This is a genomic window from Azospirillum sp. TSH58 (assembly GCF_003119115.1).
Classification (GTDB): domain Bacteria; phylum Pseudomonadota; class Alphaproteobacteria; order Azospirillales; family Azospirillaceae; genus Azospirillum.
The window spans coordinates 146,309-168,230 of sequence record NZ_CP022366.1; the positions used below are offsets into that span (position 1 = coordinate 146,309).

Below are 21,922 nucleotides of genomic sequence, written 5' to 3' on the forward strand. Positions count from 1 at the left end.
CCCTTCTCATCGCCCGCCGAGCCAGCCGGCCAGCGCGGCCAGCGTGGCGGTGACCATGGCGCCCGCCGTCACCAGGAAGACCAGCATCCCGCCGCCGACCATCGCCGGGGTGGCGACGAAATAGACGGGCATGGAGGGCATCACCCGGTTGACCAGGGCCAGCGCCATGTTGGCGATCATGCCGAAGACCAGGAAGGGGGCGGCCATCTGCACCCCCAGCCGGAAGGTGACCCCGACGAGCTGCGCGTAGCGGCCCGCCACCATGCCGGGATCGGGCAGCGTCGCCGCTGGCCAGCTTCCGTAGGAGCGCACCAGCGCGTCGATCATCAGGTAATGCAGGTCGAGCGCGAACAGCAGCGCCAGCCCGGCGATCACCAGCGTGCCCGACAGGATCGACCCGCTCTCGAACCCCGCCGCGTCGGTGCCAAAAGGGTTGGCGAGGCCCATCGCCTGGGCGGCGATGTTGCCGGCGACCTGGAGCGACGCCAGGAACAGCTTGGCCCCCAGCCCGAGGAAGGCGCCGGCCACCGTCTCCGCGAAGATCTGCTCCAGCATCACCGCGGCGTCGGGCGGCAGCCGGTCGGGCAGGCCGGGCACCGTCGGGGTCAGCGCCAGCGCGACGGGAATCGCGATGCACAGCCGGACGCGCGGCGGCACCGCCAGCTCGCCGAAGCCGGGCAGCAGGCTGACCGCCGCGGCGACGCGGGCGAAGACCAGAAAGGCGCGGTAGACCTCCAGGCTGAGCAGGTCGGCGAGCGTGTCCATCACTGTTTTTTCCTTCCCCGCCCTTCAGACCTGGTCGATCGTCTTGACGGACACCTTGCGGTGCAGCTCGGCGTGGCTGATGACCGGGGTCATCGGGCTGACCCGCTCCAGCAGGGAGCGCACGAAGGGCCGCACCTCCGCCCCGACCAGCAGGGCCGGCCACACCTGGGGCGTGGCGTGCTTCTGGATGGTGATGCGCAGCGCGGTCAGGAACTCCTGCACCTGGGTCGGCGGCATGGCGAAGCGGCGGTCCTCGCCCTCGGCGATGACGCTCTGCTGAAGCGCCTGCTCCCAGCGCGGGGTCAGGACGATGACCGGGACGAAGCCGTCGGGTGCTGTCAGCGACTGGCATATCTGCTGGCCGAGCCGCGCCCGCACATGCTCGGTGACCAGTGTGATGTTGCGCGTCCAGTTGACCGCCTCGGCGATGGCCTCGACGATGGCCGGCAGGTTGCGGATCGACACCCGCTCCGCCAGCAGCGCCTGGAGCACGCGCTGCACCACCACGAGCGTGATGCGCGACGGCACCATGTCGGAAATCAGCTTCTGGTACTCCCGCCCCAGACCGTCCAGCAGCTTCTGCATGGCGGCGAAGGTCAGCAGGGTCGAGAGATGGTCCTTGATGACCTCGGTCAGGTGGGTGGTGATGACGCTTTCCGGGTCGACCACCGTGTAGCCCTTGGCGATGGCCTCCTCGTGGCGGGCCGGGTCGATCCAGCGGGCCTGGAGGTTGAAGGTCGGCTCCCGCGTCGCCTCGCCGGGCAGGTCGGGGGCCGCCCCACCGGACGGGTCGATGGCGAGCAATTGCTTGGGCCGCACCTCGCCGCTCGCCACCTCGACGCCCATGACGCTGACGACGTAGCCCTTGGGCGGCAGGAAGCTGCTGTCCTTGATGCGCACCGACGGCAGGATGAAGCCGAACTCCTTGGCGAAGCGCTTGCGCAGCGTCTTCACCTTGCCGGTCAGCGGCCCGTTCTTGTTGAGGATCAGCGGGACGAGATGGTTGCCGACCTCCACCTTCACCTCGTCCACCTTCAGCATGTCCTCCACCGCCTCCTCGGCGGGGGCGGTCGGGGCCTTGCGGCTTTCCTCCAGCCGGGCGAGTGCCGCGCGGCGCATCTTGCCGCGCATCGCGTACCAGCCCGCCGCGCCGAAGCCGCCGCCGAGCAGGACGAAGGGGGCGGCGGGCAGGCCCGGCGTCACGCCCAGCGTGCAGAGCAGCCCGCCCGCCACCATCAGCGCCTTGGGATAGCCGCCGAGCTGGGCGAGCACCGCCTGATCGGCGGAGCCGACGTTGCCGCCCTTGGTCACCAGCAGGCCGGCGGCCAGCGAGACGACCAGCGCCGGGATCTGCGTCGCCAGACCGTCGCCCACCGTCAGGATGGTGTAGACCGATGCCGCGGATTCGAAGGACATGCCCTGCTGCGCCATGCCGATGGCCATGCCGCCCAGCACGTTGATGGCGGTGATGACCAGCCCGGCCACCGCGTCGCCGCGCACGAATTTCGACGCGCCGTCCATGGCGCCGAAGAAGGTGCTCTCGTCCTCCAGCTCCTTGCGGCGGCGGCGGGCCTCGACGTCGTCGATCATGCCGGCGGACAGGTCGGCGTCGATGGCCATCTGCTTGCCGGGAATGGCGTCCAGCGTGAAGCGCGCGCCGACCTCCGCGATGCGGGTGGCGCCCTTGGTGATGACCACGAAGTTGATGACGATCAGAATGGCGAAGATCACCACCCCGATCACGAAGTTGCCGCCCATGATGAACTGGCTGAAGCCCTCGATCACATGGCCGGCCGCCGACGGGCCGGTGTGCCCGTGGCTGAGGATCAGGCGGGTGGACGCGATGTTCAGCGCCAGCCGCAGCACCGTGACGACGAGCAGCACGGTCGGGAAGGACGAGAAGTCCAGCGGCCGGGAGATCCACAGCGAGACCATCAGGATCAGCACGCTGACCGCCAGCGACAGCGCCAGCCCGAGGTCGAGGAACCAGGTCGGCACCGGCAGGAACAGCACGGCCAGCACCAGCACGATGGCCAGCGCGAACAGAACGTCGCGGTTCGCCAGCCCGGCATCGCCGAGGCTGGTCATCCGGTTCCGGAAGGTGTCCGTGAAAGCCATGCGGGAACTCCAGGGTGCGGCACCGTTGGTACGCTAGCGCCCCGCGGTAAAACCGGCTTTTACGTCGGGGTCAGTCCGCGCCCGGCAGAAGGGGTTTCACCGCCGCGTTGGCGTAGAGGCTGGACAGGAAGGACAGGCGGCCAAGCTCGGCCTTGCCCCAGGCGGGCAGCGCGCCGGGGGCGGCTTGGGAATTGGCGGCCTGGGGGCCGGCGGCCAGCGTCTTCAGGTAATCCATGGCGCCGGCCACCCAGCGCCGGTTGCCGCCGACCCGCTCGCGGTAGGCCGCCCCACGCTCCGACTGGGCGGAGTGATAGCGGGCGATGGCGGCGTCCAGCGATCCCTCCGCGCGGTGCAGGTCGCCCAGGAAGCGCGCGGCGTAGCGGGCGTTGGCGCGCGGGTCGAAGGCGGTCTCCAGGTCGGGGAAGGCGTCGGGATGCCATTTCAGGTTCACCTGGAGGCAGCCGACGTCGATGGAGCGCGTGCCCCGCGCCTGCGCCGCGCGCACGAAGGCGATGGCCTCCTCCCGCGTCGGGAAGTAGCGGGAGGCGCCTTCGGTGTTCACGGTCCAGGGCCAGACGGTGAACAGCCGGTCGGCGGTCATCCGCCCGGCCTCGGTGAAGCCCATGGCGAGCAGCATGTGGTCGCTCACCCCCGCCTCGCGCTCCGCCGCCAGGATGGCGTCGATGCAGGCGGCCTCCGGCGGCAGGCCGCGCGCGGGCGGGACGCGCGGCGCGTAGAGGGCGGTGGACCAAGTGCCGATCTGGGACGAGGGCGGCTTCACCTCCGCGGCGGTCGCGGTTCCGGCCAGAAGACTTCCGGCCAGGAGCAGCGCCGCCAGTCCGGCCAGCCGGCGCATGTCACCGCACCGAGACGATCAGGCTGCCCAGCCGGTCGGCGTAGGTGGTCAGCGCGCCGTACATGAAGGGCAGCGCCAGCACGGTGGTGACCAGGATGGCGACGATCTTCGGCACGAAGGTCAGCGTCATCTCCTGCACCTGGGTCAGCGCCTGGACGAGCGAGATCGCCACGCCCACCAGGACCGCGACGACCAGCGGCGGGGCGGCGATCAGCAGCATCGTCCAGATGCCGGTGCGCAGGACTTCCAGCACGTCGGCTTCGTTCATGGGGGTCTCCTGGGGGGGTGTTGCCCCCACCCTAACCCTCCCCCGCTGGGCGGGGGAGGGAACTGCCCCCACCCCGGCCCTCCCCCGCCCAGCGGGGGAGGGCCGGGGTGGGGGCAAGACTTCCGAGCGAATGCGCTCAAATCGCCATCCGCATCACGTCCTGATACGCCTGGACCATGCGGTCACGGATCGACACGACCGTCTGCACGGTCATCTCCGCGGCGAGCACGGAGCGCACGACCTCGTGCGTGCCGGCCTTGCCGGCGATGGCGGCGACGGACATGCGCTCGCCCTCGTTCAGCGTCTCCACCGCCTGCGACACCTGACGGTCGAGGAAGGCGCCGAAACTGCTCTCCGCCGCCGAAGACGCCGAGGCCGCCGTCTCGGCGGACGGCGATGCCGCAGCGGACGTGGCGGGCGGGGTGGCGAGCGACGCGGCGGGCGCCGGCTGGGCCAGGGGCGCGCGGTGGAGGCCGTAGGCGGCGGCGGCGCGGCCGATGGGTTCGATCATGCTTGGGGTCTCCTCAGCCGCGCAGAAGATCGATCATGCGGCTCATCATGCTGCGCGATTGCTCGATGACGTTGACGCTCGCCTCGAAGGAGCGGCTGGCCTCGCGCATGTCCATCATCTCGATCAGCGGCTGGACGTTCGGGCGCTTGACGTAGCCCTTCTCGTCGGCGGCGGGGTGCGAGGGTTCGTAGACGAGCTGGAAGTCGCTGCGGTCGCGCCCGATCTGCTTGACCTTCACGATCTCCGACCCGGCGGCGCGGTCCATCGTGGTGGCGAAGGAGACGGTCTTGCGGCGGTAGGGATCGCCGCCCGCGGTCATGGCGGTGGAATCGGAATTGGCGATGTTCTCGGCCACCACGCGCAGCCGGGTGCCCTGCGCCTGCAGGCCCGAACTGGCGATCCGCATCGTCGCGGCCAGGGGATCGGTGAGCATGGGAGGGGACTCCGAAGTCGTCAGCCGGCGCGCCAGGCGGCGCGCAGGATCTGCAGGTTGCGCTGGAACAGGCCGGCGGTCAGGGCGAAGGCGTCGCGCGTCTCGCTGCCCTTGGTCATCTCCTGCTCCAGCGACACGGCGTTGCCGTCGGGCGTGGATTCCCACTGCTCGGGCTTGCGCGCCTCCTGCACCGCGCCGGACGGGTTGAAGCCGGTCAGGTGCATCGGCGAGGTGAGCGTGGGCGCCACCGCTTGCTGGCCGTCCATCAGCGCCGCGAAGGGCTTCAGGTCCTTCGGCTGATAGCCGGGCGTGTTCGCGTTCACGACGTTGGCGGCGATCAGCTTTTGCCGCTCCGCCAAGTAATCGAGGCGCGCGCCGCTCAGACGGAACACCGAAATATTGCTAAAATCCATTTGAACGGCCCTATCGCAAAGCCGGAAACCAAGGCAAGGCCAAGATGACCCCCGGCGTTTAAAACCGGATTTAAAATCCCTGTGCCAGGATCGCTCCGTTCCGACACGGCGGAGACGACCCGGTCATGCGTGTGCTTTCCAACCTCCTGTCCGAGATCGAGCGGATGCCGACCCGCTCCTGGCGCGGCGAGATCCGCAGCGCCGCCGGCATGACGCTGGAGGTGGAGGGCTTGCGCCGCGTCCTGGCGGTGGGCGACAAATGCTGGGCGGAGACGGCGCGCGGCCAGCGCCTGCTGTGCGAGACCATCGGCTTCCGCCAGGGGCGGACCCTGCTGATGGCCTTCGACAATCTGGACGGCGTGGCGGAGGGTTGCACCGCCGTCACCGACGACACCGCCTTCACGCTGCGCCCCGGCCCCGGCTGGCTGGGCCGCGTGGTCAACGCCTTGGGGGAGCCCATCGACGGGCACGGACCGTTGCGCAACGGCCATCACGCCCGTTCCTTGCGCGCCGCACCGCCGCCGGCCTACGCGCGCCGCCGCGTCGGGGCGAAGATGGACACCGGCGTGCGCGCCATCGACGTCTTCACGCCGATCTGCCGGGGCCAGCGCATGGGCGTCTTCGCCGGGTCCGGCGTCGGCAAATCCACCCTGCTGTCGATGGTCGCCCGCCACGCCGGGGCCGACGCCATCGTGATCGGGCTGGTCGGGGAGCGCGGACGCGAGGTGCAGGAGTTCATCCAGGACGATCTGGGCGCGGACGGCCTCGCCCGCTCCGTCGTTGTCGTCGCCACCTCGGACGAGCCGCCGCTGATGCGCCGGCAGGCCGCTCATCTCTGCCTGACCGTGGCGGAGGAGTTGCGCGACCGCGGCCTGCACGTCCTCTGCCTGATCGACAGCGTGACGCGCTTCGCCATGGCCCAGCGCGAGATCGGGCTGGCCGCCGGGGAGCCGCCGACCGCCAAGAGCTACCCGCCCAGCGTCTTCGCCGAACTGCCCAAGCTGATGGAGCGCGCCGGGCCGGGACAGGAGGGCCAGGGCGACATCACCGGCATCTTCACCGTGCTGGTGGACGGCGACGACCATGACGAGCCGATCGCCGACGCGGTGCGCGGCATCCTCGACGGCCACATCGTGCTGGACCGCCGCATCGCCGAGCAGGGTCGCTACCCCGCCGTCAACGTGCTGCGCAGCGTGTCGCGCCTGCTGCCCGGTTGCCACACGGCGGAGCAGAACGCCCTGCTGCGCCGCGCCCGCAGCCTCGCCGCCACCTACGACAACATGCGGGAGCTGGTGCGCATCGGCGCCTACAAGCAGGGCACCGACGCGGAGGTGGACGGCGCCGTCGCGCTGAACCCGGCGCTGGAGGAGTTCCTGCGCCAGGGCAAGGACGACGCCACGCCGTCCCTCGACTCCTTCCGAATCCTCGACCGCATCCTCGCCGTTCCCACGGGAGTCACTCCATGACCAACGCCACCGCGCTCGCCGCCCGCGCGCTTGCCCCCACCACCCCCACACGGGACGCCGTGAAGGCCCCGACCAAACAGGAGACGGCGGACCTCGGCCTGGATTTCGGAGACCTGCTGGACGCGGTGAATCCGTTGCAGCACCTGCCGGGGGTGTCGCAGGTCTACCGCCACGCCACCGGCGACGGGATCGGCCTGCCGGCGCGGCTGGCCGGCGGCTTCCTGTTCGGCGGCCCCATCGGCCTGCTGGGCAGCGCCGCCATGGCCGCCTTCGAGGCGGTGACCGGCGACGACCCGCTGGGCCATCTCGTCACGTTGGCGGAGGGCGTCACGGAGGAGACGCAGGCTCCGGCCAAGGATGCGCCGGCCAACGCCCCGCCCCTGCCCTTCCTCGCCGGCCCGGCGCGGGAGCCGCCGGCAGACCATCGCCCGTCCCCGGCGGTGCTGGCGGAGGCGCTCGCCCGCAAGGCGCCGGGCACCGATGCCGCTGCGGACACGCCAACGGCCAAGCCGGAGCAGCCCGCCCCGCAAATCCTGGCGAAGCTCTACGAACTGCACGCCACCCAGCCGGCGGACCGCCCGGCGGTCCGGCTCTGACCCCGCTCAGCGCAGCGCCTTCGCCAGCGCGTCCATGAACAGCCGCACCTTCGGCGGCACGAAGCGCGCGGAGGGGTGGACGCCCCACACCGCCAGCGGCTCCAACGCCCCGTCGGACAGGCGGAGCGCGACCAGCGCGCCGCGCGCCACCTCCTCCCGTACGTCCCAGTCGGACAGGACGGCGATGCCGAGCCCGGCGAGGCAGATGTCCCGCAACCCCTCGATGGAGTTGGCGGTGAAGCGCCCGCGCACCCGGATGCGCCGCTCCCGCCCGTCGCCCGCGAAGCTCCAATGGGTCGTGCCGGACAGGCACAGGCACTCGTGCTCCGCCAGATCCGCGACGGCGGCGGGTGCGCCGCGCGCCGCCAGATAGCCGGGCGTGGCGTAGAGTCCCCGCGGGTTGTCGGCCAGCCGCCGCGCGATCAGCGCGCTGTCCTTCAGACGCGCGATGCGGATGGCGAGGTCGATGCCCTGCCCGACGATGTCCACCACCGTGTCGGTCAGCAGCAGATCGACCGAGACCTGCGGGTTGTCCTTCAGGAACTCCGCGACCACCGGCACGACCACCTTGCGCCCGAAGGCGGCGGAAGCGGTCAGCCGCAGCAGCCCCGACGCCCCGGCGGTGGACGGGCGGACGCTGGCCCGCGCCGCCGCCTCGTTCTCCAGCATCGCCTGGGCGAAGGGCAGCATTGCCTCCCCCTCCGGCGTCAGGGCGAGGGAGCGGGTGGTCCGCTGCATCAGCCGCGCCCCCATGGCGTCCTCCAGCGCGGCCAGCCGCCGGGTCGCCATCAGCGGCGAGATGCCCAGCCGCCGGGCGGCCCCGGCAAGGCTGCCGGCCTGGGCGGCTTCCACCAGAACGGCGAGTCCGGCGAGGTCCATTGCTTCACATTCCGACATACAGGCCATTCATTCTGCATGACTGATGCGAATTATGAAAGTGCGATAGGGTCCGTTTCAGAAATCATCGCCTTGGGCTCAGTAGCCCTTTCCCCTCTGGGGAGAGGGGATGTTGCAAAAGGACCGCTGTCATGAGCATCACCGACACAATGCCCCACGCATCGACTCACACACCGGAACAGACGCGGCTCGGGCGCGGGCTGACCTTCGCGATGGCGACCGCCGCGGGGCTGGCCGTCGCGAACATCTACTACAACCAGCCCATGCTGGGCCTGATCGAAGGCGACCTGCCCGGCCCGCTGACCGGCATGATCCCGACCGCCACGCAGCTCGGCTACGCCGCCGGCCTGCTCCTGCTGGTGCCGCTGGGCGATCTGGTGGAGCGGCGGCGGCTGATCGTCGGGCAGTTCCTGCTGCTCGCCGCGGCGCTGGTCGCGACGGCGCTGGCGCAGGGACCCGCCCTGCTGGTCGTCGCCTCGCTGCTGCTCGGCGTGTCGGCGACGGTGGCGCAGCAGATCGTGCCCTTCGCCGCCCATCTCGCCTCGCCGCAGCGGCGCGGGGCGGCGGTCGGCACCGTCATGTCGGGGGTGCTGACCGGCATCCTGCTCAGCCGCACGCTGGCCGGCTTCGTCGGGACGCACGAGGGCTGGCGCGCCATGTTCTGGCTGGCCGTGCCGCTGGCGCTGGGCGCGGCCGCGCTGATGGCCGTCATGCTGCCGGGCAGCCATCCGAACGCGACATCGCCCGACACCAGCCTGCGCTACCCGGCGCTGATGCGCTCGCTGGTCCATCTGTGGCGGGAGTTCCCGGCCCTGCGGCTGGCCGCCGTCACCCAGGGGCTGCTGTTCGCCGCCTTCACCGCCTTCTGGACCATCCTGGCGCTGCGTCTGGCCGAGCCGCGCTTCGGCCTGGGCGCCGACGCGGCGGGCCTGTTCGGCATCGTCGGCGCGGTCGGCATCCTGGCCGCCCCGATGGCCGGGCGGATCGCCGACCGCAGCGGGCCGCACCGGGTGATCCTGCTGGGCACCGTGCTGACGCTCGCCTCCTGGCTGCTCTTCGGGATGTGGACGTCGGTCGTCGGGCTGGTCGCCGGGGTGATCCTGCTCGACTTCGCGGTTCAGGCGGCGCTGGTGTCGAACCAGCACATCGTCTACGCCCTGCGCCCCGAAGCCCGCGCCCGGCTGAACACCATCTTCATGGGCGGCATGTTCCTGGGCGGCGCGCTGGGGTCGAGTGCGGCGACGCTGGCCTGGAACGCCGGGGGCTGGGCCGCGGTGACCGGCCTGGGCATCGCCGTCGCCGCGGCGGCCACCGCCCTCCAGGTCGCCGCGCGGCGCCGGTAAGGGGGCCAGAAAATTGGAAGATCGGGGGGCCTTACCGCCCCCCGCTCCGCGCCGAGCGTTCCAGGGAGCGGATGTGGGACAGGCCCGGCAGGATTTCGGAGCGGATGAACTCCAGCCGGCGGACCGGGCCGCCGCCGCTGGAGAAACGGGCCTTCCACAGGGCCATCTTCACCGCCAGCCCGCACAGCACCCCGCCGATGGTGACGTGATGATTGGTGATCAGGTCGCGGATGCTGCGGAAGCTCTGGGCGTTGATGTTGCGCCAGAAGTCCTTGGAGCGGTTGTCGAAGCTCTCGAACCGCCCGGTGATGGAGGCGGCGATCTCCGTCAGGTCGCGCCCCACCTCGTCGAGCATCCGGGCGTGGCGGGCGTCGCGGCGGACCTCGCTGAAGCCGCGCACCGCGTCCATCCAGGCGAGGAAGGCCTGCACGTCGGGGACGATCTCGTCCAGGCACTGCTTGAAATAGGCCAGCGACAGGAAGATGTCGCCGTACTCCTCCAGGAAGGCCGGGATGTCGGCCATGGCGATGTCCAGCCGGTCGGCCATCAGGGTCAGCCGGCGGCGCACCTCCGCCAGATCGGGTTCGGCGAACAGGCGGATCAGGTCCTCGACATTCTGCACCTGCACGTCGTCGCTGCCGTAGACGCTTTCGATCAGCGGGCGGGTGAAGACGCGCATGTAGCGGGTCAGCTGCTCGCGGCGGCGCTGCGACAGGCGCAGGGCGGCGTGCTCGTCCACCGCGATCTTCAGACGGCGCAGCTCGATGCGCAGGGAATAGACGTCGAAGCTGGCGGCCTGGGCGATCTGCCCGATCATCAGCAGGTCGCGGTCCAGCTCCGGCGAGCGGTTGCCGAAATGCAGCGGCAACTGGCTGGGCATCACCTGCCCGCTGCCGGCGTGGACGTCGTTGAACAGCTCCACCACCGTCTGGAGCCGGACGTTCTTGATCAGCCGCGCCCGGCGCAGGCCCGGAGTCTCCAGCGGCAGGATGGTCATCGGCAGGATATGAAGGGAGTCGCGGGCCGTGTCCTCGTCCCGGTCGTCCGGGCCGGGCAGCAGGGCCACGACGTGCGGCCACGCGCCCGGCGGCCTGGCCTGTCGGCTCGGCTGCACAGCCAGTCTCCCGAGGTTCCGCCCGCCGAAATCCCGCCGCTCAGAAGCGCGGGAAGTTCAGCAGCGACATGGTGATGGACGGGTCGATGGCGATGATCGAGGAGCGTCCGCGGCTGTTGATCGGCCCGATGTAGGGGAGGTTTGTCGAGGCTCCCGCGGGCCCGCCGTTCTTCAGGTCGTACATGGCCGAGAAGCGGTCGAGAAACTTTCCGAGCTTGGCCGGGTCCTTGAAATCGGCGATGTCGAAGCGCTTCTTCAGCTTGTCGACCAGCCGGTCGAGGTCGCCCAGCGCCGACTGCTCGGGAATGTCGAGCGCGGTGAAGACGACCTTCTGCAGCGCGCGGTCGGCCATCACCTGATACCAGTTGGTGATGCGCGGCGCCTTGCGGTCGAAGTAGAGCGCCAGACGGACGGCGGGGTTGCTCTCCTCCGCCTTCACCTCCAGCGACACGTCGACGTAGCGGTCGACGATGGCCTTGACGATCGCCGGCTCCTTCAGCGTGGCGCCGCCCGTCTCCTTGAAGGACAGGACGGTGGCCATCTCCTTGAACTTGGCGTCGTTCATGCGGTTGGCCAGCGCCTCCGGGTCCTTCACCCCCTGGTCCAGCACCTTGCGGATCAGGGCGCGGGCGTAGGTCTGGCTCTCCAGGTCGAAGGCCACCATGACGAAGCGGTAGAGCTTGTCGTCCTTCAGCAGCTCCTCGGCGCTGGCGATCTTGCCGATGTTGGCCTCGAAATAGGCGATGTTGCGCTTCACGTCGGGGCGCGAGCGGATCATCGCGTCGTAGCGGTCCTGGTTGCGGACGATCTGGCGATAGTCCTGGAGCGTGCTCATGCCTTGACCTCCGGCCCCTTCGACCGCCCGCTCTCCTCCGCCGCGTCCTCCGCCGGGTCGGCGTAGGAGGGCGGGATTCGCAGGATCACTTCGCCGGTGTGGGTGTCCAGCACCTCGGTGGACAGCCGGCCCGTGCCGGGGTCGAGGTTGACGCGGTAGGGTGGGATGGGGTCGGGCAAGATTGGATCGGGCCGGCGGCGGTTGTCGGATTCCGCCGACGCGCGGGCTTCCTCGACCACCTCGGTGGCCTTGACGGCTTCGGCCTGGGCGGCGCGCAGCCGGTCGGCCTGGCGCTGGCGGGCCTCGGCGATCAGGTCGGCGCTGGCGGTGCCGCGCTCGCCGTTGACGCCGGACACGCCGCCGGTCAGTCCCTGGATGGGGGCGGGCATGGCGGTCAGGCCTCCGCGTGGGTTTGGGGCGCGCGGCTTTCGGGAACACGGTCGTCGCGCGCCGGCCGCTGGGCGCTCAGCAGGGAGTCCTCGTAGGCCATCACGGGCCGCAGGCAGGCCAGCGCCTTGTAGTAGTCGCGGTCGCTGACGTTGCGCATCGCCTGCATGATGCGGTCCTGCATCTCCGGATGCATGAAGGCGGTGTAGAGCTTGGCCATCATGCCGGCGACGACGCTGCCGTACTGCTCCGCCGCCTGGGGGTCCAGCAGCATGCTCTGGATCACGAAATAGGCGCGGCGGACCGGGGTGTCGGCCTCGTCCTCCTGCATGATGTCGCTGCCGCGGATGATCTGCGCGAAGTTGCTGACCGTCAGGGTGTAGCGGCGGTTCTCGTTCTGCACGACGCAGCCGTTGATGACCACCCGCTCGCAGGGCTTGAGGCGGAGCTTAAGCGCCATAGGACGCCTCCATCGGAGCGGGAGCCTCCGTGCGGGCCACGCCCTGCAGGCCGCGCATGACCGACCGGTTGATGTCGATCAGGACGCCCGCGTCGGCCTCGCCGCGCAGCACCTGGGTCGTCTGGCGGGCCACCGAGAAGGACAGCGAGACCAGCCCGGCGCGCAGCGCCTCGGGCAGCGCGTTGCCGTCCTCCAGAAGGTCGGCGCGCAGCGTGTTCCAGAGTTCCAGGTTGCGCCACAGCGCGTCCTTCAGCGCCGCCGACCGCCAGCCGGCGTCGCGGTTGGCCTCCAGATCCAGGGTGATGCGGAGGAAGACCAGATATTCGATGCGGCGCGGGTCTTCGCACTCGGCCATCGTCTGCTGGTAGGCGGCGATGCTCATGGTCGCACCTTATGCAACGCGCACGGGGGCGCCGGAAGGGGGCTGGGGCAGCGAAAAGGGAGCTGGATCGGGCAAGGAAAAAGAGGCCGGCGCCCCCTCGGGAGAGGGACGCCGGCCGGACCGGGTTAGCGGAACAGCGAGAGAATGTTCTGCGGACCCTGGTTGGCGATCGACAGCGCCTGGGTGGCGAGCTGCTGCTGGACCTGGAGGGCCTGCAGGCGGCTCGATTCCTCGTTCATGTCGGCGTCCACCAGGGCGCCGATGCCCTTGTTCATCGAGTCGGTCAGCTTCGACACGAAGTCGTTCTGCACCGACACGCGGTTCTCGATGGAGCCGATGACCGCAGCCTTGCCGATGGCCTTGTCGAGCAGGCTGTTGATCGCCACCAGCGACTGCTCGGCGTTGTTGACCACGTCGATCTGGGTCAGCTCGGCGAGGCCACCGAAGGCGTCGCTTTCCTTGCTGCTGACCCACAGGCCCTTCAGCTTGGCGGTGAAGCTGCCGTTGGTGTCGTCGTCGGCCACCGTCAGCGTCAGGTTGTCGTTGGCGTCGAACGCCGCCACCAGGGCGCCGGCGGTGCCAATCTGGGCGTCGAAGGCCGCGTTCACCGCCGTCAGGATGTTGGTCTGGGTGGTCGCCTTGTCGGTGTCGTAGGTGATCGCCGACAGGTCGACGGAGATCTTCGTCGTCGTGCCGTCTTCCGCGGTGTAGCTCAGGGCCAGCTTGTCGAGGCCGAGATTCTGGCCGTCGATGAAGGTGTCGCCCGCAGCACCCAGCGCGATGCCGACCTGGGCCTTCAGCGCCTTCGTCGAGTCCACCTGCTGCTCGATCGTGGCCTTGCCGACGATCGAGGAGACCTGCATGTCCTGACGCTGGAAGCTGATGTAGCTCGGATCGACCGTGCCGGCGTTGCGGCTCAGCGAGGCCAGGATGTCGACGTTCTTGTCCTTGGCCGTGCCGTCGTTCGAGTAGGACACGCGCAGCAGGTTGTCGCCGTTGAAGGAGGCGTCGGCGGCGGCACCCTTCACCAGCTTGACCAGCTGGTCGATGTCGTTCTGGATCAGCGACTTGTCGACGCCGTTGGTCTGGCCGGCGATGACGCGGGCCTTCAGCGTCTGCAGGTTCTCGACGATGTTCTTGGACGCCACCGACGCGGTGTTGGTGGTGCCGGTGCCGAGTTCCAGCGATTCCTTCACCGCCTTGAAGCCGGCGACGTCGGCGCGCATGGTCGTGGCGATCGACCAGTAGGCGGCGTTGTCCTTGGCGTTGTTGACCTTGAGACCGGTCGAGATGCGATCCTGGGTGGTCGCCAGATCGTCGGTCACGCGGCGCAGCGTCTGCAGCGCGGTCATCGCCGAGGTGTTGGTCATGATCGAGGCCATGTGTATCTCCATTCGCGAGATGCAGAGCGCCTTTCTGACGCTGGGGCCGGGCTGCGCGGGCCTTCCCACTTGGTTTTTATGGGCGCGCAACCGACCATTCGACTGTGACCGACCCCGTTTAAACCGGAGTAAAAAACCGCAGCCTTTTCAGGGGAACGAACCCGTCTTTCAAAGATGGGCATCTTTTAAAAGTAATCGCGCATTTTATAAAAATGCAGCGACCGCGCACAGCGGCTCAGCCGCCGTGCCCCGAAGGGCCGCGGCCATGGCGTCTTTCAAAATGTCGGAAGCGGAACGCAGGGTGGGACTTTAAAATGCGACGCGGTCACTCGGCAAAATGTGGCGCCGTCACTCGGCGGCGACGAGACAGCCGGGGTGCAGGCCGGAGGCGGCGAAGGGGATGGCCGGGAAGCGGCGGGCGGCGGCGGGTGCGGCGGTCGGAGCGGCCTCTTCATGCTCGGGCGGTGCCTCGAACTTGTAGCCGCGTCCGTAGACGGTCTCGATGTAGCGGGCGCCGCCGGTGGCCTCGGCGATCTTCTTGCGGAGCTTGCAGATGTAGACGTCGATGACCTTGTCCAGCGGGTCGGCGCCGGACAGGCCGTAGACCTCGTCGTAGATGTGCTCCTTGGAGACCACGCGGCGGTGATGCGCGGCCAGCACGCCGAGGATGGCGTGCTCGCGCTGGCTCAGGCGCAGCCGCTCGCCGCCGACCTCCGGGTCGCGCCCGTCGAGGAACACCGTCAACTGGCCGACCCGCACCGCGTTGCTCAGCAGGCCGCGCGAGCGCCGCCGCGCCACCTCGATGCGCGCCCGCACCTCGGCGCTGACCACCGGCTTGACCAGCACGTCGTCGGCCCCGGCGTGGAGAAGTTCCACCGTCGTCGTCACGCAGCGCCGGTCGAGCAGGCAGAGGATCGCCGCCCCGACCTGATGCGCCCGCAGCGCCGCCACGCAGCGCGCCGGGTCGTCGACGCTGCCCAGCACGATGGCGTCGTAGCCGAGCCCCTCGGCCCCCTGCTCCTGCAGAAGCTCCTCAAGCCCCGCCCAGTCCTGGCGGTCGTAGCGGATCTTCCCCATGCCGAGCTGACGGCCGAGCGCGTCGGCGATCAGGGGATTTGGTTCAACCAGGACAGCGCGCATGGGATTCTCCGCAACAGGGGTTTCAACTAGAGGGCGGGACGACAAGGCACTTAAAATTTTCCTTAATTCCGAGTGCTTTATTTTCTCACACCCTCAGGTAATAGCCTTCCTGTACCGCGAGTCAACCATCCGGCTTACCTCAAGGGATAATGTTACGGCCTGCTTTTATATGACTTTTAATATCCGTTAAGGCGTAGATTCTTGGCTGCTCTTTGCCTCGAAATTCGAAGCATTTTCCTCCCGAGTTGTCCGCAACGCCGCACCTCCGCACACGCCCTCTCACCGGCTTGAACCGGGCTTTAATCCGGCTGTATTTCACTGGTGGCGAGAGGATGCGAAACGGGGGAGAGGAAGCGATGCCGACCCGCAACAGACAGGCGATTGCCGGAACCGCGCTGGCGGGCGTCCTCCTGCTGGCGGGCGGCTGCGCGATGACCAGCCCGGCGCCCGACACCGCCTACCGACAGGCGCTGGAGGCGGCGGTGGAGGCCGGGCGGTGCGAGGGGCCGACGGTGGAGGCGCTGTGGACCGCCTACGACCGGTGGTTCGCCGTGGCGGCCAGCCTCGCCTCCTACCACCGCGGGACGGAGGCCGGCGCCCTGCTGCGGCAGGGGGAGGCGTTCCGCATCCTGGGCTGCCCCGCCGCGGCGCGCGACACCTACGAGACGCTCCTGCAGCGCTTCCCCGATCCCGATTACGAGCTGGAGCGCAACGCCGCCCGCCGCGGCCTGATGGATCTGCCGATCACCCCGCCGACGCCCCTGCTGCGCCCGGCGCCCGCCGTCACCTCGGCCCTGCGCGGCCCGGTCGGCACGGACCGCGGCGACGGCTGATCCGCGGTCCCGCGCCATGACATCCGTAGGGCCGACCGTATGGCTGCCATGACGCTCCGCACCGTTGTTCCCAGGCATGATATATCAGTAACCTGACGGTTAGCCGGGCCAGAGACCCGGGCCGACCGTCCGCTTGCTGCCCTCCTGCCTGGAAACGCCCTCCGGCCATGCCCGACTGCTCCCGACCCCCGGAAGGGGTGTCCGCCGCCCAGACCGTGCCGTCCCACGGCCGCGAGCGCCGCGACGATCCCGTGCGCGGCATTCTGATGGTCGTCGCCGCGGTCTTCTTCTTCTCCTGCTCCGACGCGACGGCGAAGTATCTGGCCCAGACGCTGCCCTCCATCGAGATCGGCTGGATGCGCTACGTCGGCTTCACCACGCTGCTGCTGCCGCTGATGATCCGCGGCGGCCCGCCGGTGATGAAGACCGCCAGCCCCGCTCTCCAGGTGCTGCGCGGTCTGGGGATGCTGGGGTCGGCGCTGTTCTTCATCATGGGCATGCATTACCTGCCCCTGGCCGAGGCGGCGGCGACCAGCTACGTCTCCCCGGTCTTCGTCACCGTGCTGTCGATCCTGGTGCTGGGCGAGAAGATCGGGCCGCGCCGCTGGGCGGCGGTGCTGGTCGGGCTGCTCGGCGTGCTGATCGTCATCCGGCCCGGCGGGGCGGCCTTCCAGCCGGCGGCCATCTTCCCCATCCTGTCGGCGATGAGCTGGGCGACCGGCGTGGTCATCACCCGCAAAATGACCGGGCAGGAGCATCCCACCACCACCCTGATCTGGTCCGCCCTGACCGGCCTCGCCGTCCTGACCGTGCTGCTGCCCTTCAACTTCACCATGCCGACCGCAACGGAGGTGGCGCTGGGCGCCCTGATCGGGCTGGTCTCCACCATGGGGCAATGGCTGATGGTCCAGGCCTACCGCTTCGGCGAGGCGTCGGTGCTGGCCCCCTGCTCCTATGTGCAGATCGTCTGGTCCACGCTGCTGGGCTTCCTGATCTTCGGGGCGCTGCCCGACCACTGGACCTTCCTGGGCACCGGAATCATCATCGCCAGCGGTCTCTACACCGCCCATCGCGAGCGGCTGCGCAAGAAGCAGCAGCAAAACGCCGCAGCGTCCACCCCGTGACCAAGGCCCGAAAAGCCTTGCCTCGGACATTGATATATTAGTATACTTGCCCTCGGGAGGCACGGGACTAAAAACCCGTGTTGTTCGAACTCTTTAGCACAGACCGGCGGATCGGACCGCCGGACGGGGGATGGCGATGGGTGAGTCCGCACGCCGGGTTGCGGCCCTTGGCGAATGCATGATCGAAATGGTGCGCCGTCCCGACGGGACCTTCACCATGGGCTTCGGCGGCGACACCCTGAACACCGCCGTCTACATGGCGCGGCTGGGCGTGGCAACGGATTACGTGACGGCGCTGGGCGACGACGGCAACAGCGACGCCATGATCGCCACCTGGGAGGCCGAGGGGGTCGGCACCGGCCATGTGCTGCGCGTTCCCAACCGCGTCCCCGGCCTCTACATGATCGAGACGGACGACAGCGGCGAGCGGCGCTTCCTCTACTGGCGCGATTCCGCGCCGGCCCGCGACCTGTTCGTCCTGCCCGACAGCCCGGCGCTGGTCGCCGATCTGGAAGGCTACGATCTGCTCTACATGTCCGGCATCAGCCTGGCCATCTGGGGCGAGCGGGGGCGGGAGGTGCTGTTTCCCATGCTCGACCGCCTGCGCGAGCGCGGCGGCCGCGTCGCCTTCGACACCAACTGGCGCCCCCGCCTGTGGCCCGACCGCGAGACGGCGCAGCGCGCCTATGACGCGATGCTCCGGCGCACCGACATCGCCCTGCCGGGCGTCGAGGACCTGCGCGGCCTCTACGGCGACGCCGATGCCGACAGCGCCATGGCCCGCGTGCGCGGCGCCGGGGTGACGGAGATCGTGCTCAAGCTGGAGAAGCCGGGCTGCATCGTCTCCGCCCCCGGCCTTGAGGAGACCGTGCCGTCGGAGAAGGTCGCCAAGGTCGTGGACACCACGGCGGCGGGCGACAGCTTCAGCGCCGGCTACCTCAGCGCCCGTCTGAAGGGCCTCGGCCCGGTGGAGGCGGCGCGCTCCGCCCACCGCATCGCCGCCGTGGTCATCCAGCATCGCGGCGCCGTCATCCCGCGCGACGCCATGGCGTCGGTGCTGGACGGCTGATCCCCTGACGGAGGGACCCTCCATGCCACCAGACCAAGTCCTCTCGGGCCAAGCCGCCATCGCTCCCGCCGCGGCCGTCAAGCCGCCCCGCGCGTCGCAGCGCGGGACCACGGCGGCGGCGGCCATCTACCGCGACCTGCGGGCCGACATCGTGTCGCTGGCCCGCAAGCCGGGCGACCCGATCGTGGAGAAGCTGGTGGCCGAAGCCTTCGGCGTCAGCCGCACCCCGGTGCGCGAAGCCGTCCTGCGGCTGGCCGACGAGGGGCTGGTGGAGGTCTTTCCGCAATCGGGCACCTTCGTCGCCCGCATCCCCATCGCCGACCTGCCGGAAGCCAACCTGATCCGCAAGACGCTGGAGCAGGCGACCGTCCGCTTCGCGGCGGAACGCGCCACCCGCAGCCAGGTCGCCGCCCTCCAGGCCAATCTGGAGCGCCAGCGCGAGGTCGACGCCTCGGGCTGCGCCGACGGCTTCCATCAGGCGGACGAGGCGTTCCACGCGCTGATCGCCGACATCGCCGGCTATCCCGGTTTCTGGCCGATCACCCAGCAGGTGAAGGTGCAGATCGACCGCTGCCGCCACCTGACCCTTCCCTATCCCGGCCGCCTGGCGACCGTCATCGCCGAGCACGAGGCCATCGTCGCCGCCATCGCGGACCATGACCCCGACCGCGCGGTGAAGGCGCTCGGCGACCACATCGACGGCCTGCTGCTGACCATCGACGACATGCGGCACGCCACCCCACTCTATTTCTCTCCTGCCGAGGCCCTGACATGACCCACCCGCGTCTTGAACCCTCCCTGTCCGGCCCGCGCATCGTCCCGGTCCTCGTCCTCGACGAGCCGGACACCGCGGTCGCCCTGGCCGAGGCGCTGGTCGCCGGCGGCCTGACCACGCTGGAGGTGACGCTGCGCACCCCCGCAGCACTCGCCTGCGCGGAGGCCATCGCCGCCCGCGTTCCGGGCGCGCTGGTCGGCCTCGGCACGCTGATCCGGCCGGAGCAGTTCGCCCAGGCCCGCGACGCCGGCGCCCGCTTCGTCGTCAGCCCCGGCCTGACCGACCGTCTGGCCGAAGCGGCCAAGACCGCCGGCCTGCCCTATCTGCCGGGCATCGCCACGGTGGCCGAGGCGCTGATCGCCATGGAGCACGGCTTCCGCGAGCTGAAGTTCTTCCCGGCGATGCTGAACGGCGGCGCCCCGGCACTGCGCGGCATGGCGCCGCTGATGCCGGAGATCCGCTTCTGCCCGACCGGCGGCCTCAAGGCGGAGCATGTGAAGGAGATCCTGTCGCTCCCCAACGTCTTCGCGCTCGGCGGCACCTGGCTGACCCCGGCCGACGCGGTGAAGGAGCGCCGCTGGTCCGAGATCGAGCGGCTGGCCCGCGAGGCCTCCGCCCTGGCCCAGGGCTGACCGCCATGGTGGTGGCGGGGCGGCGCCGCGTCGGCGTGATCGGGCTGGGCATGGCGGCGACGCCGCACGCCCAGAGCCTGCTGGATCTGGCGGACCGGGTGGAGGTGGCGGGCTGCTTCAGCCCGTCGGCCGAGCGGCGGGCCGCCTTCGCGGCGCGCTTCGGCCTGCCGGCGGTGGACCGGGCGGAGGCGATCCTCGACGATCCCACCGTCTCCGCCGTGCTGCTTCTGACCCCGCCGGACACCCACGCCGACCTCGTCGCCCGCTGCGCCGCCGCCGGCAAGCATGTCCTGCTCGAAAAGCCGCTCGACGCCACCCCCGCCGGCTGCCGCGCCGTGGTGGAGAGCATGGAGCGCGCCGGGCTGACGCTCGGCGTCATGCTCCAGCACCGCTTCCGCGCCGCCGCGGAACGGCTGGCGGAGCTGCTGCGCGCCGGCACGCTGGGCCGACCGCTGTCGGCCTCCGTCGTGGTGCGCTGGTGGCGCGACGACGCCTACTACGCCCAGCCGGGGCGCGGCATGAAGGCGCGCGACGGCGGCGGCGTGCTGCTGACCCAGGCCATCCACACGCTGGACCTCTATGTCAGCCTGCTCGGCCTGCCGCGGGAGGTCGCCGCCTTCGCCAACACCAGCGGCCTGCGCCCCATCGACACCGAGGACGTGGTGTGCGCCGCCCTGCGCTACGACGGCGGGCTGCTCGCCACGGTGGACGCCACCACCGCCGCCTATCCCGGCTATCCGGAACGCATCGAGATCGCTGGAACCGCTGGCTCCGCCCTGCTGACCGGCGACCGGCTGGAGGTGCAGCTGCGCTCCGGCGAAACGGTGCAGGCGGGGGAGACGGCGGGCACGCTGGGTGGCGGGGCCGATCCCATGGCCTTCTCCAACGCCCACCACCGCGCCGTGCTGGCCGATTTCCTCGACGCGCTCGACCGCGGCGCCCAGCCGCGCGTGTCCGGGCGGGAGGCGCTGAAGGTCCACCGGCTGATCGAGGCGATCCTCCAATCCTCGGAAAGCGGCGCCGTCACGGCGATTCCGGAACGCTGACCTCACGTCACGCTCACGAACTCGTGTCCCGCGCTTGATTTGCCGGGACCGGCGACCAAGGCTAGATGAGGGACGGGGGGCGCTGTCGCCTCCCGGCGGCTTTCCTGTGGAGAGGGTTCATGCTCATCAAAGTCCGGAGCGCGTCGCAAGCCAGCGAGAGTGAGGTGACGCCCCGCGGCCTGTTCCTGTCCCGGCGCTCCATCATCGCCGGCGGCATCGCGGGTGGGGCGGCCCTGGCGCTCGGCGGCACGGGGGGCCTGTCGGGTCCGGCGCTGGCCGCGCCGTTCCAGGCTCCGCTGACGGTCAGCCCGAAGGACCCCAAGATGGACGCCCAGACTCCGATGAAGTCGGCGACCAGCTACAACAATTTCTACGAGTTCGGGACGGACAAGACCGACCCGTCCGAGAACGCCGGCACGCTGCGCACCCGCCCGTGGGAGATCGCGGTGGACGGCGAGGCCGGCAAGCCCACCACCTTCGGCATCGAGGACCTGCTGTCCTTCCCGCTGGAGGAGCGCGTCTACCGCCTGCGCTGCGTCGAGGGCTGGTCGATGGTCATCCCCTGGGTCGGCTTCCCGCTGGCCGAGCTGCTGAAGCGCGTCGACCCGACCGGCAACGCCAGGTACGTCGCCTTCCAGACGCTGGCCGACCGCTCGCAGATGCCCGGCCTGAAATACCCGGTGCTGCAATGGCCCTATGTCGAGGGGCTGCGCATGGACGAGGCCATGCACCCGCTGACCATCCTGGCGGTCGGCATGTACGGCGAGACGCTGCCCAACCAGAACGGCGCGCCGGTGCGGCTGGTCGTGCCGTGGAAGTACGGCTTCAAGTCGATCAAGTCGATCGTCCGCATCACCCTGACGCAGGACCAGCCGCCGACCTCCTGGAACCGCTCGCAGCCGCGCGAGTACGGCTTCTATTCGAACGTGAACCCGGAGGTCGACCACCCGCGCTGGAGCCAGGCGACGGAGCGCCGCGTCGGCGAGTTCTCCCGCCGCAAGACGCTGGCCTTCAACGGCTATGGCGAGGAGGTGGCGTCGCTCTACGCCGGCATGGACCTGCGAAAGAACTACTGAG

Annotated in this window: 25 protein-coding genes; 10 read left to right on the forward strand and 15 right to left on the reverse strand. The window is 70.1% G+C overall.

What is annotated here, in order from left to right; translation table 11 throughout:
• Positions 1-6: 6 nt before the first annotated feature.
• The 7 genes from TSH58p_RS19310 to TSH58p_RS19340 form a co-directional block, all read right to left on the reverse strand.
• Positions 7-765: a flagellar biosynthetic protein FliR gene (locus TSH58p_RS19310; RefSeq protein ID WP_109072436.1), complete on the reverse strand. Its 759-nt coding sequence runs from the start codon at positions 763-765 to the stop codon at positions 7-9.
• A gap of 24 nt (positions 766-789) precedes the next feature.
• A complete protein-coding gene (flhA, locus tag TSH58p_RS19315; protein ID WP_109072437.1) occupies positions 790-2,883 on the reverse strand; it encodes a flagellar biosynthesis protein FlhA in 2,094 nt (697 codons plus the stop codon).
• 70 nt (positions 2,884-2,953) lie between these two features.
• Positions 2,954-3,739 (reverse strand): lytic transglycosylase domain-containing protein, encoded by a 786-nt coding sequence (locus tag TSH58p_RS19320; RefSeq protein ID WP_109072438.1) that lies wholly within the window; start codon positions 3,737-3,739, stop codon positions 2,954-2,956.
• A 1-nt stretch (position 3,740) separates the two neighbouring features.
• Entirely contained in the window at positions 3,741-4,007 is a 267-nt protein-coding gene (fliQ, locus tag TSH58p_RS19325; protein ID WP_035682228.1) for a flagellar biosynthesis protein FliQ, read from the reverse strand.
• A 136-nt stretch (positions 4,008-4,143) separates the two neighbouring features.
• Positions 4,144-4,518: a flagellar hook-basal body complex protein FliE gene (locus TSH58p_RS19330; RefSeq protein WP_109072439.1), complete on the reverse strand. Its 375-nt coding sequence runs from the start codon at positions 4,516-4,518 to the stop codon at positions 4,144-4,146.
• 13 nt (positions 4,519-4,531) lie between these two features.
• Positions 4,532-4,951 (reverse strand): flagellar basal body rod protein FlgC, encoded by a 420-nt coding sequence (flgC, locus tag TSH58p_RS19335; protein WP_041814269.1) that lies wholly within the window; start codon positions 4,949-4,951, stop codon positions 4,532-4,534.
• 20 nt (positions 4,952-4,971) lie between these two features.
• Positions 4,972-5,343: a flagellar basal body protein gene (locus TSH58p_RS19340; RefSeq protein ID WP_109072440.1), complete on the reverse strand. Its 372-nt coding sequence runs from the start codon at positions 5,341-5,343 to the stop codon at positions 4,972-4,974.
• A 146-nt stretch (positions 5,344-5,489) separates the two neighbouring features.
• Between TSH58p_RS19340 and fliI the strand changes: the two genes are divergently transcribed.
• A complete protein-coding gene (fliI, locus tag TSH58p_RS19345; RefSeq protein WP_109072441.1) occupies positions 5,490-6,830 on the forward strand; it encodes a flagellar protein export ATPase FliI in 1,341 nt (446 codons plus the stop codon).
• Complete coding sequence (locus tag TSH58p_RS19350; RefSeq protein WP_109072442.1) at positions 6,827-7,426, forward strand: hypothetical protein; 600 nt, start codon at positions 6,827-6,829, stop codon at positions 7,424-7,426. The genes fliI and TSH58p_RS19350 overlap by 4 nt, the downstream gene beginning before the upstream one ends.
• A 6-nt stretch (positions 7,427-7,432) precedes the next feature.
• Here the strand turns inward: TSH58p_RS19350 and TSH58p_RS19355 are convergent, their stop codons facing one another.
• Complete coding sequence (locus TSH58p_RS19355; RefSeq protein WP_109072443.1) at positions 7,433-8,305, reverse strand: LysR family transcriptional regulator; 873 nt, start codon at positions 8,303-8,305, stop codon at positions 7,433-7,435.
• A gap of 149 nt (positions 8,306-8,454) precedes the next feature.
• Between TSH58p_RS19355 and TSH58p_RS19360 the strand changes: the two genes are divergently transcribed.
• Complete coding sequence (locus TSH58p_RS19360) at positions 8,455-9,666, forward strand: MFS transporter (RefSeq protein WP_109072444.1); 1,212 nt, start codon at positions 8,455-8,457, stop codon at positions 9,664-9,666.
• Positions 9,667-9,697: 31 nt separating this feature from the next.
• On the opposite strand, the gene TSH58p_RS19365 is transcribed toward TSH58p_RS19360, so the two are convergent.
• The 7 genes from TSH58p_RS19365 to TSH58p_RS19395 form a co-directional block, all read right to left on the reverse strand.
• Positions 9,698-10,732 (reverse strand): hypothetical protein, encoded by a 1,035-nt coding sequence (locus TSH58p_RS19365; RefSeq protein WP_109072445.1) that lies wholly within the window; start codon positions 10,730-10,732, stop codon positions 9,698-9,700.
• An 88-nt stretch (positions 10,733-10,820) separates the two neighbouring features.
• Positions 10,821-11,615, reverse strand: coding sequence for a DUF1217 domain-containing protein (locus tag TSH58p_RS19370; protein WP_109072446.1), 795 nt, complete (start codon positions 11,613-11,615; stop codon positions 10,821-10,823).
• Positions 11,612-12,004, reverse strand: coding sequence for a hypothetical protein (locus TSH58p_RS19375; protein ID WP_109072447.1), 393 nt, complete (start codon positions 12,002-12,004; stop codon positions 11,612-11,614). Before TSH58p_RS19375 ends, TSH58p_RS19370 begins: the two co-directional genes overlap by 4 nt.
• A gap of 5 nt (positions 12,005-12,009) precedes the next feature.
• Positions 12,010-12,462 carry a flagellar biosynthesis repressor FlbT gene (locus TSH58p_RS19380; RefSeq protein ID WP_109072448.1) on the reverse strand — a complete coding sequence of 151 codons (453 nt, stop codon included), beginning with the start codon at positions 12,460-12,462 and terminating at the stop codon, positions 12,010-12,012.
• The gene (gene flaF, locus TSH58p_RS19385) at positions 12,452-12,844 is read right to left on the reverse strand and encodes a flagellar biosynthesis regulator FlaF (protein WP_109072449.1); all 393 of its coding nucleotides are present in this window, start codon (positions 12,842-12,844) and stop codon (positions 12,452-12,454) included. Before flaF ends, TSH58p_RS19380 begins: the two co-directional genes overlap by 11 nt.
• A 125-nt stretch (positions 12,845-12,969) precedes the next feature.
• Entirely contained in the window at positions 12,970-14,226 is a 1,257-nt protein-coding gene (locus TSH58p_RS19390) for a flagellin (RefSeq protein ID WP_109072450.1), read from the reverse strand.
• 348 nt (positions 14,227-14,574) lie between these two features.
• Positions 14,575-15,366 (reverse strand): response regulator transcription factor, encoded by a 792-nt coding sequence (locus tag TSH58p_RS19395; RefSeq protein WP_109469350.1) that lies wholly within the window; start codon positions 15,364-15,366, stop codon positions 14,575-14,577.
• 356 nt (positions 15,367-15,722) lie between these two features.
• Here TSH58p_RS19395 and TSH58p_RS19405 point away from each other — a divergent pair, with 356 nt between their 5' ends.
• From TSH58p_RS19405 to msrP, 7 genes are all read left to right on the forward strand, one after another.
• Entirely contained in the window at positions 15,723-16,199 is a 477-nt protein-coding gene (locus TSH58p_RS19405; RefSeq protein WP_109070832.1) for a hypothetical protein, read from the forward strand.
• 167 nt (positions 16,200-16,366) lie between these two features.
• On the forward strand, positions 16,367-17,323 hold the full coding sequence (locus TSH58p_RS19410; protein ID WP_109070833.1) for a DMT family transporter: 957 nt from the start codon (positions 16,367-16,369) through the stop codon (positions 17,321-17,323).
• Positions 17,324-17,459: 136 nt separating this feature from the next.
• Positions 17,460-18,392 carry a sugar kinase gene (locus tag TSH58p_RS19415; protein WP_109070855.1) on the forward strand — a complete coding sequence of 311 codons (933 nt, stop codon included), beginning with the start codon at positions 17,460-17,462 and terminating at the stop codon, positions 18,390-18,392.
• A 22-nt stretch (positions 18,393-18,414) separates the two neighbouring features.
• Positions 18,415-19,167 (forward strand): GntR family transcriptional regulator, encoded by a 753-nt coding sequence (locus tag TSH58p_RS19420; protein ID WP_109070834.1) that lies wholly within the window; start codon positions 18,415-18,417, stop codon positions 19,165-19,167.
• On the forward strand, positions 19,164-19,799 hold the full coding sequence (gene eda / locus TSH58p_RS19425; protein WP_014199635.1) for a bifunctional 4-hydroxy-2-oxoglutarate aldolase/2-dehydro-3-deoxy-phosphogluconate aldolase: 636 nt from the start codon (positions 19,164-19,166) through the stop codon (positions 19,797-19,799). Before TSH58p_RS19420 ends, eda begins: the two co-directional genes overlap by 4 nt.
• A gap of 5 nt (positions 19,800-19,804) precedes the next feature.
• On the forward strand, positions 19,805-20,845 hold the full coding sequence (locus tag TSH58p_RS19430) for a Gfo/Idh/MocA family protein (RefSeq protein ID WP_109070835.1): 1,041 nt from the start codon (positions 19,805-19,807) through the stop codon (positions 20,843-20,845).
• A 119-nt stretch (positions 20,846-20,964) separates the two neighbouring features.
• Positions 20,965-21,921 carry a protein-methionine-sulfoxide reductase catalytic subunit MsrP gene (msrP, locus tag TSH58p_RS19435; protein ID WP_109070836.1) on the forward strand — a complete coding sequence of 319 codons (957 nt, stop codon included), beginning with the start codon at positions 20,965-20,967 and terminating at the stop codon, positions 21,919-21,921.
• Position 21,922: the final 1 nt, after the last annotated feature.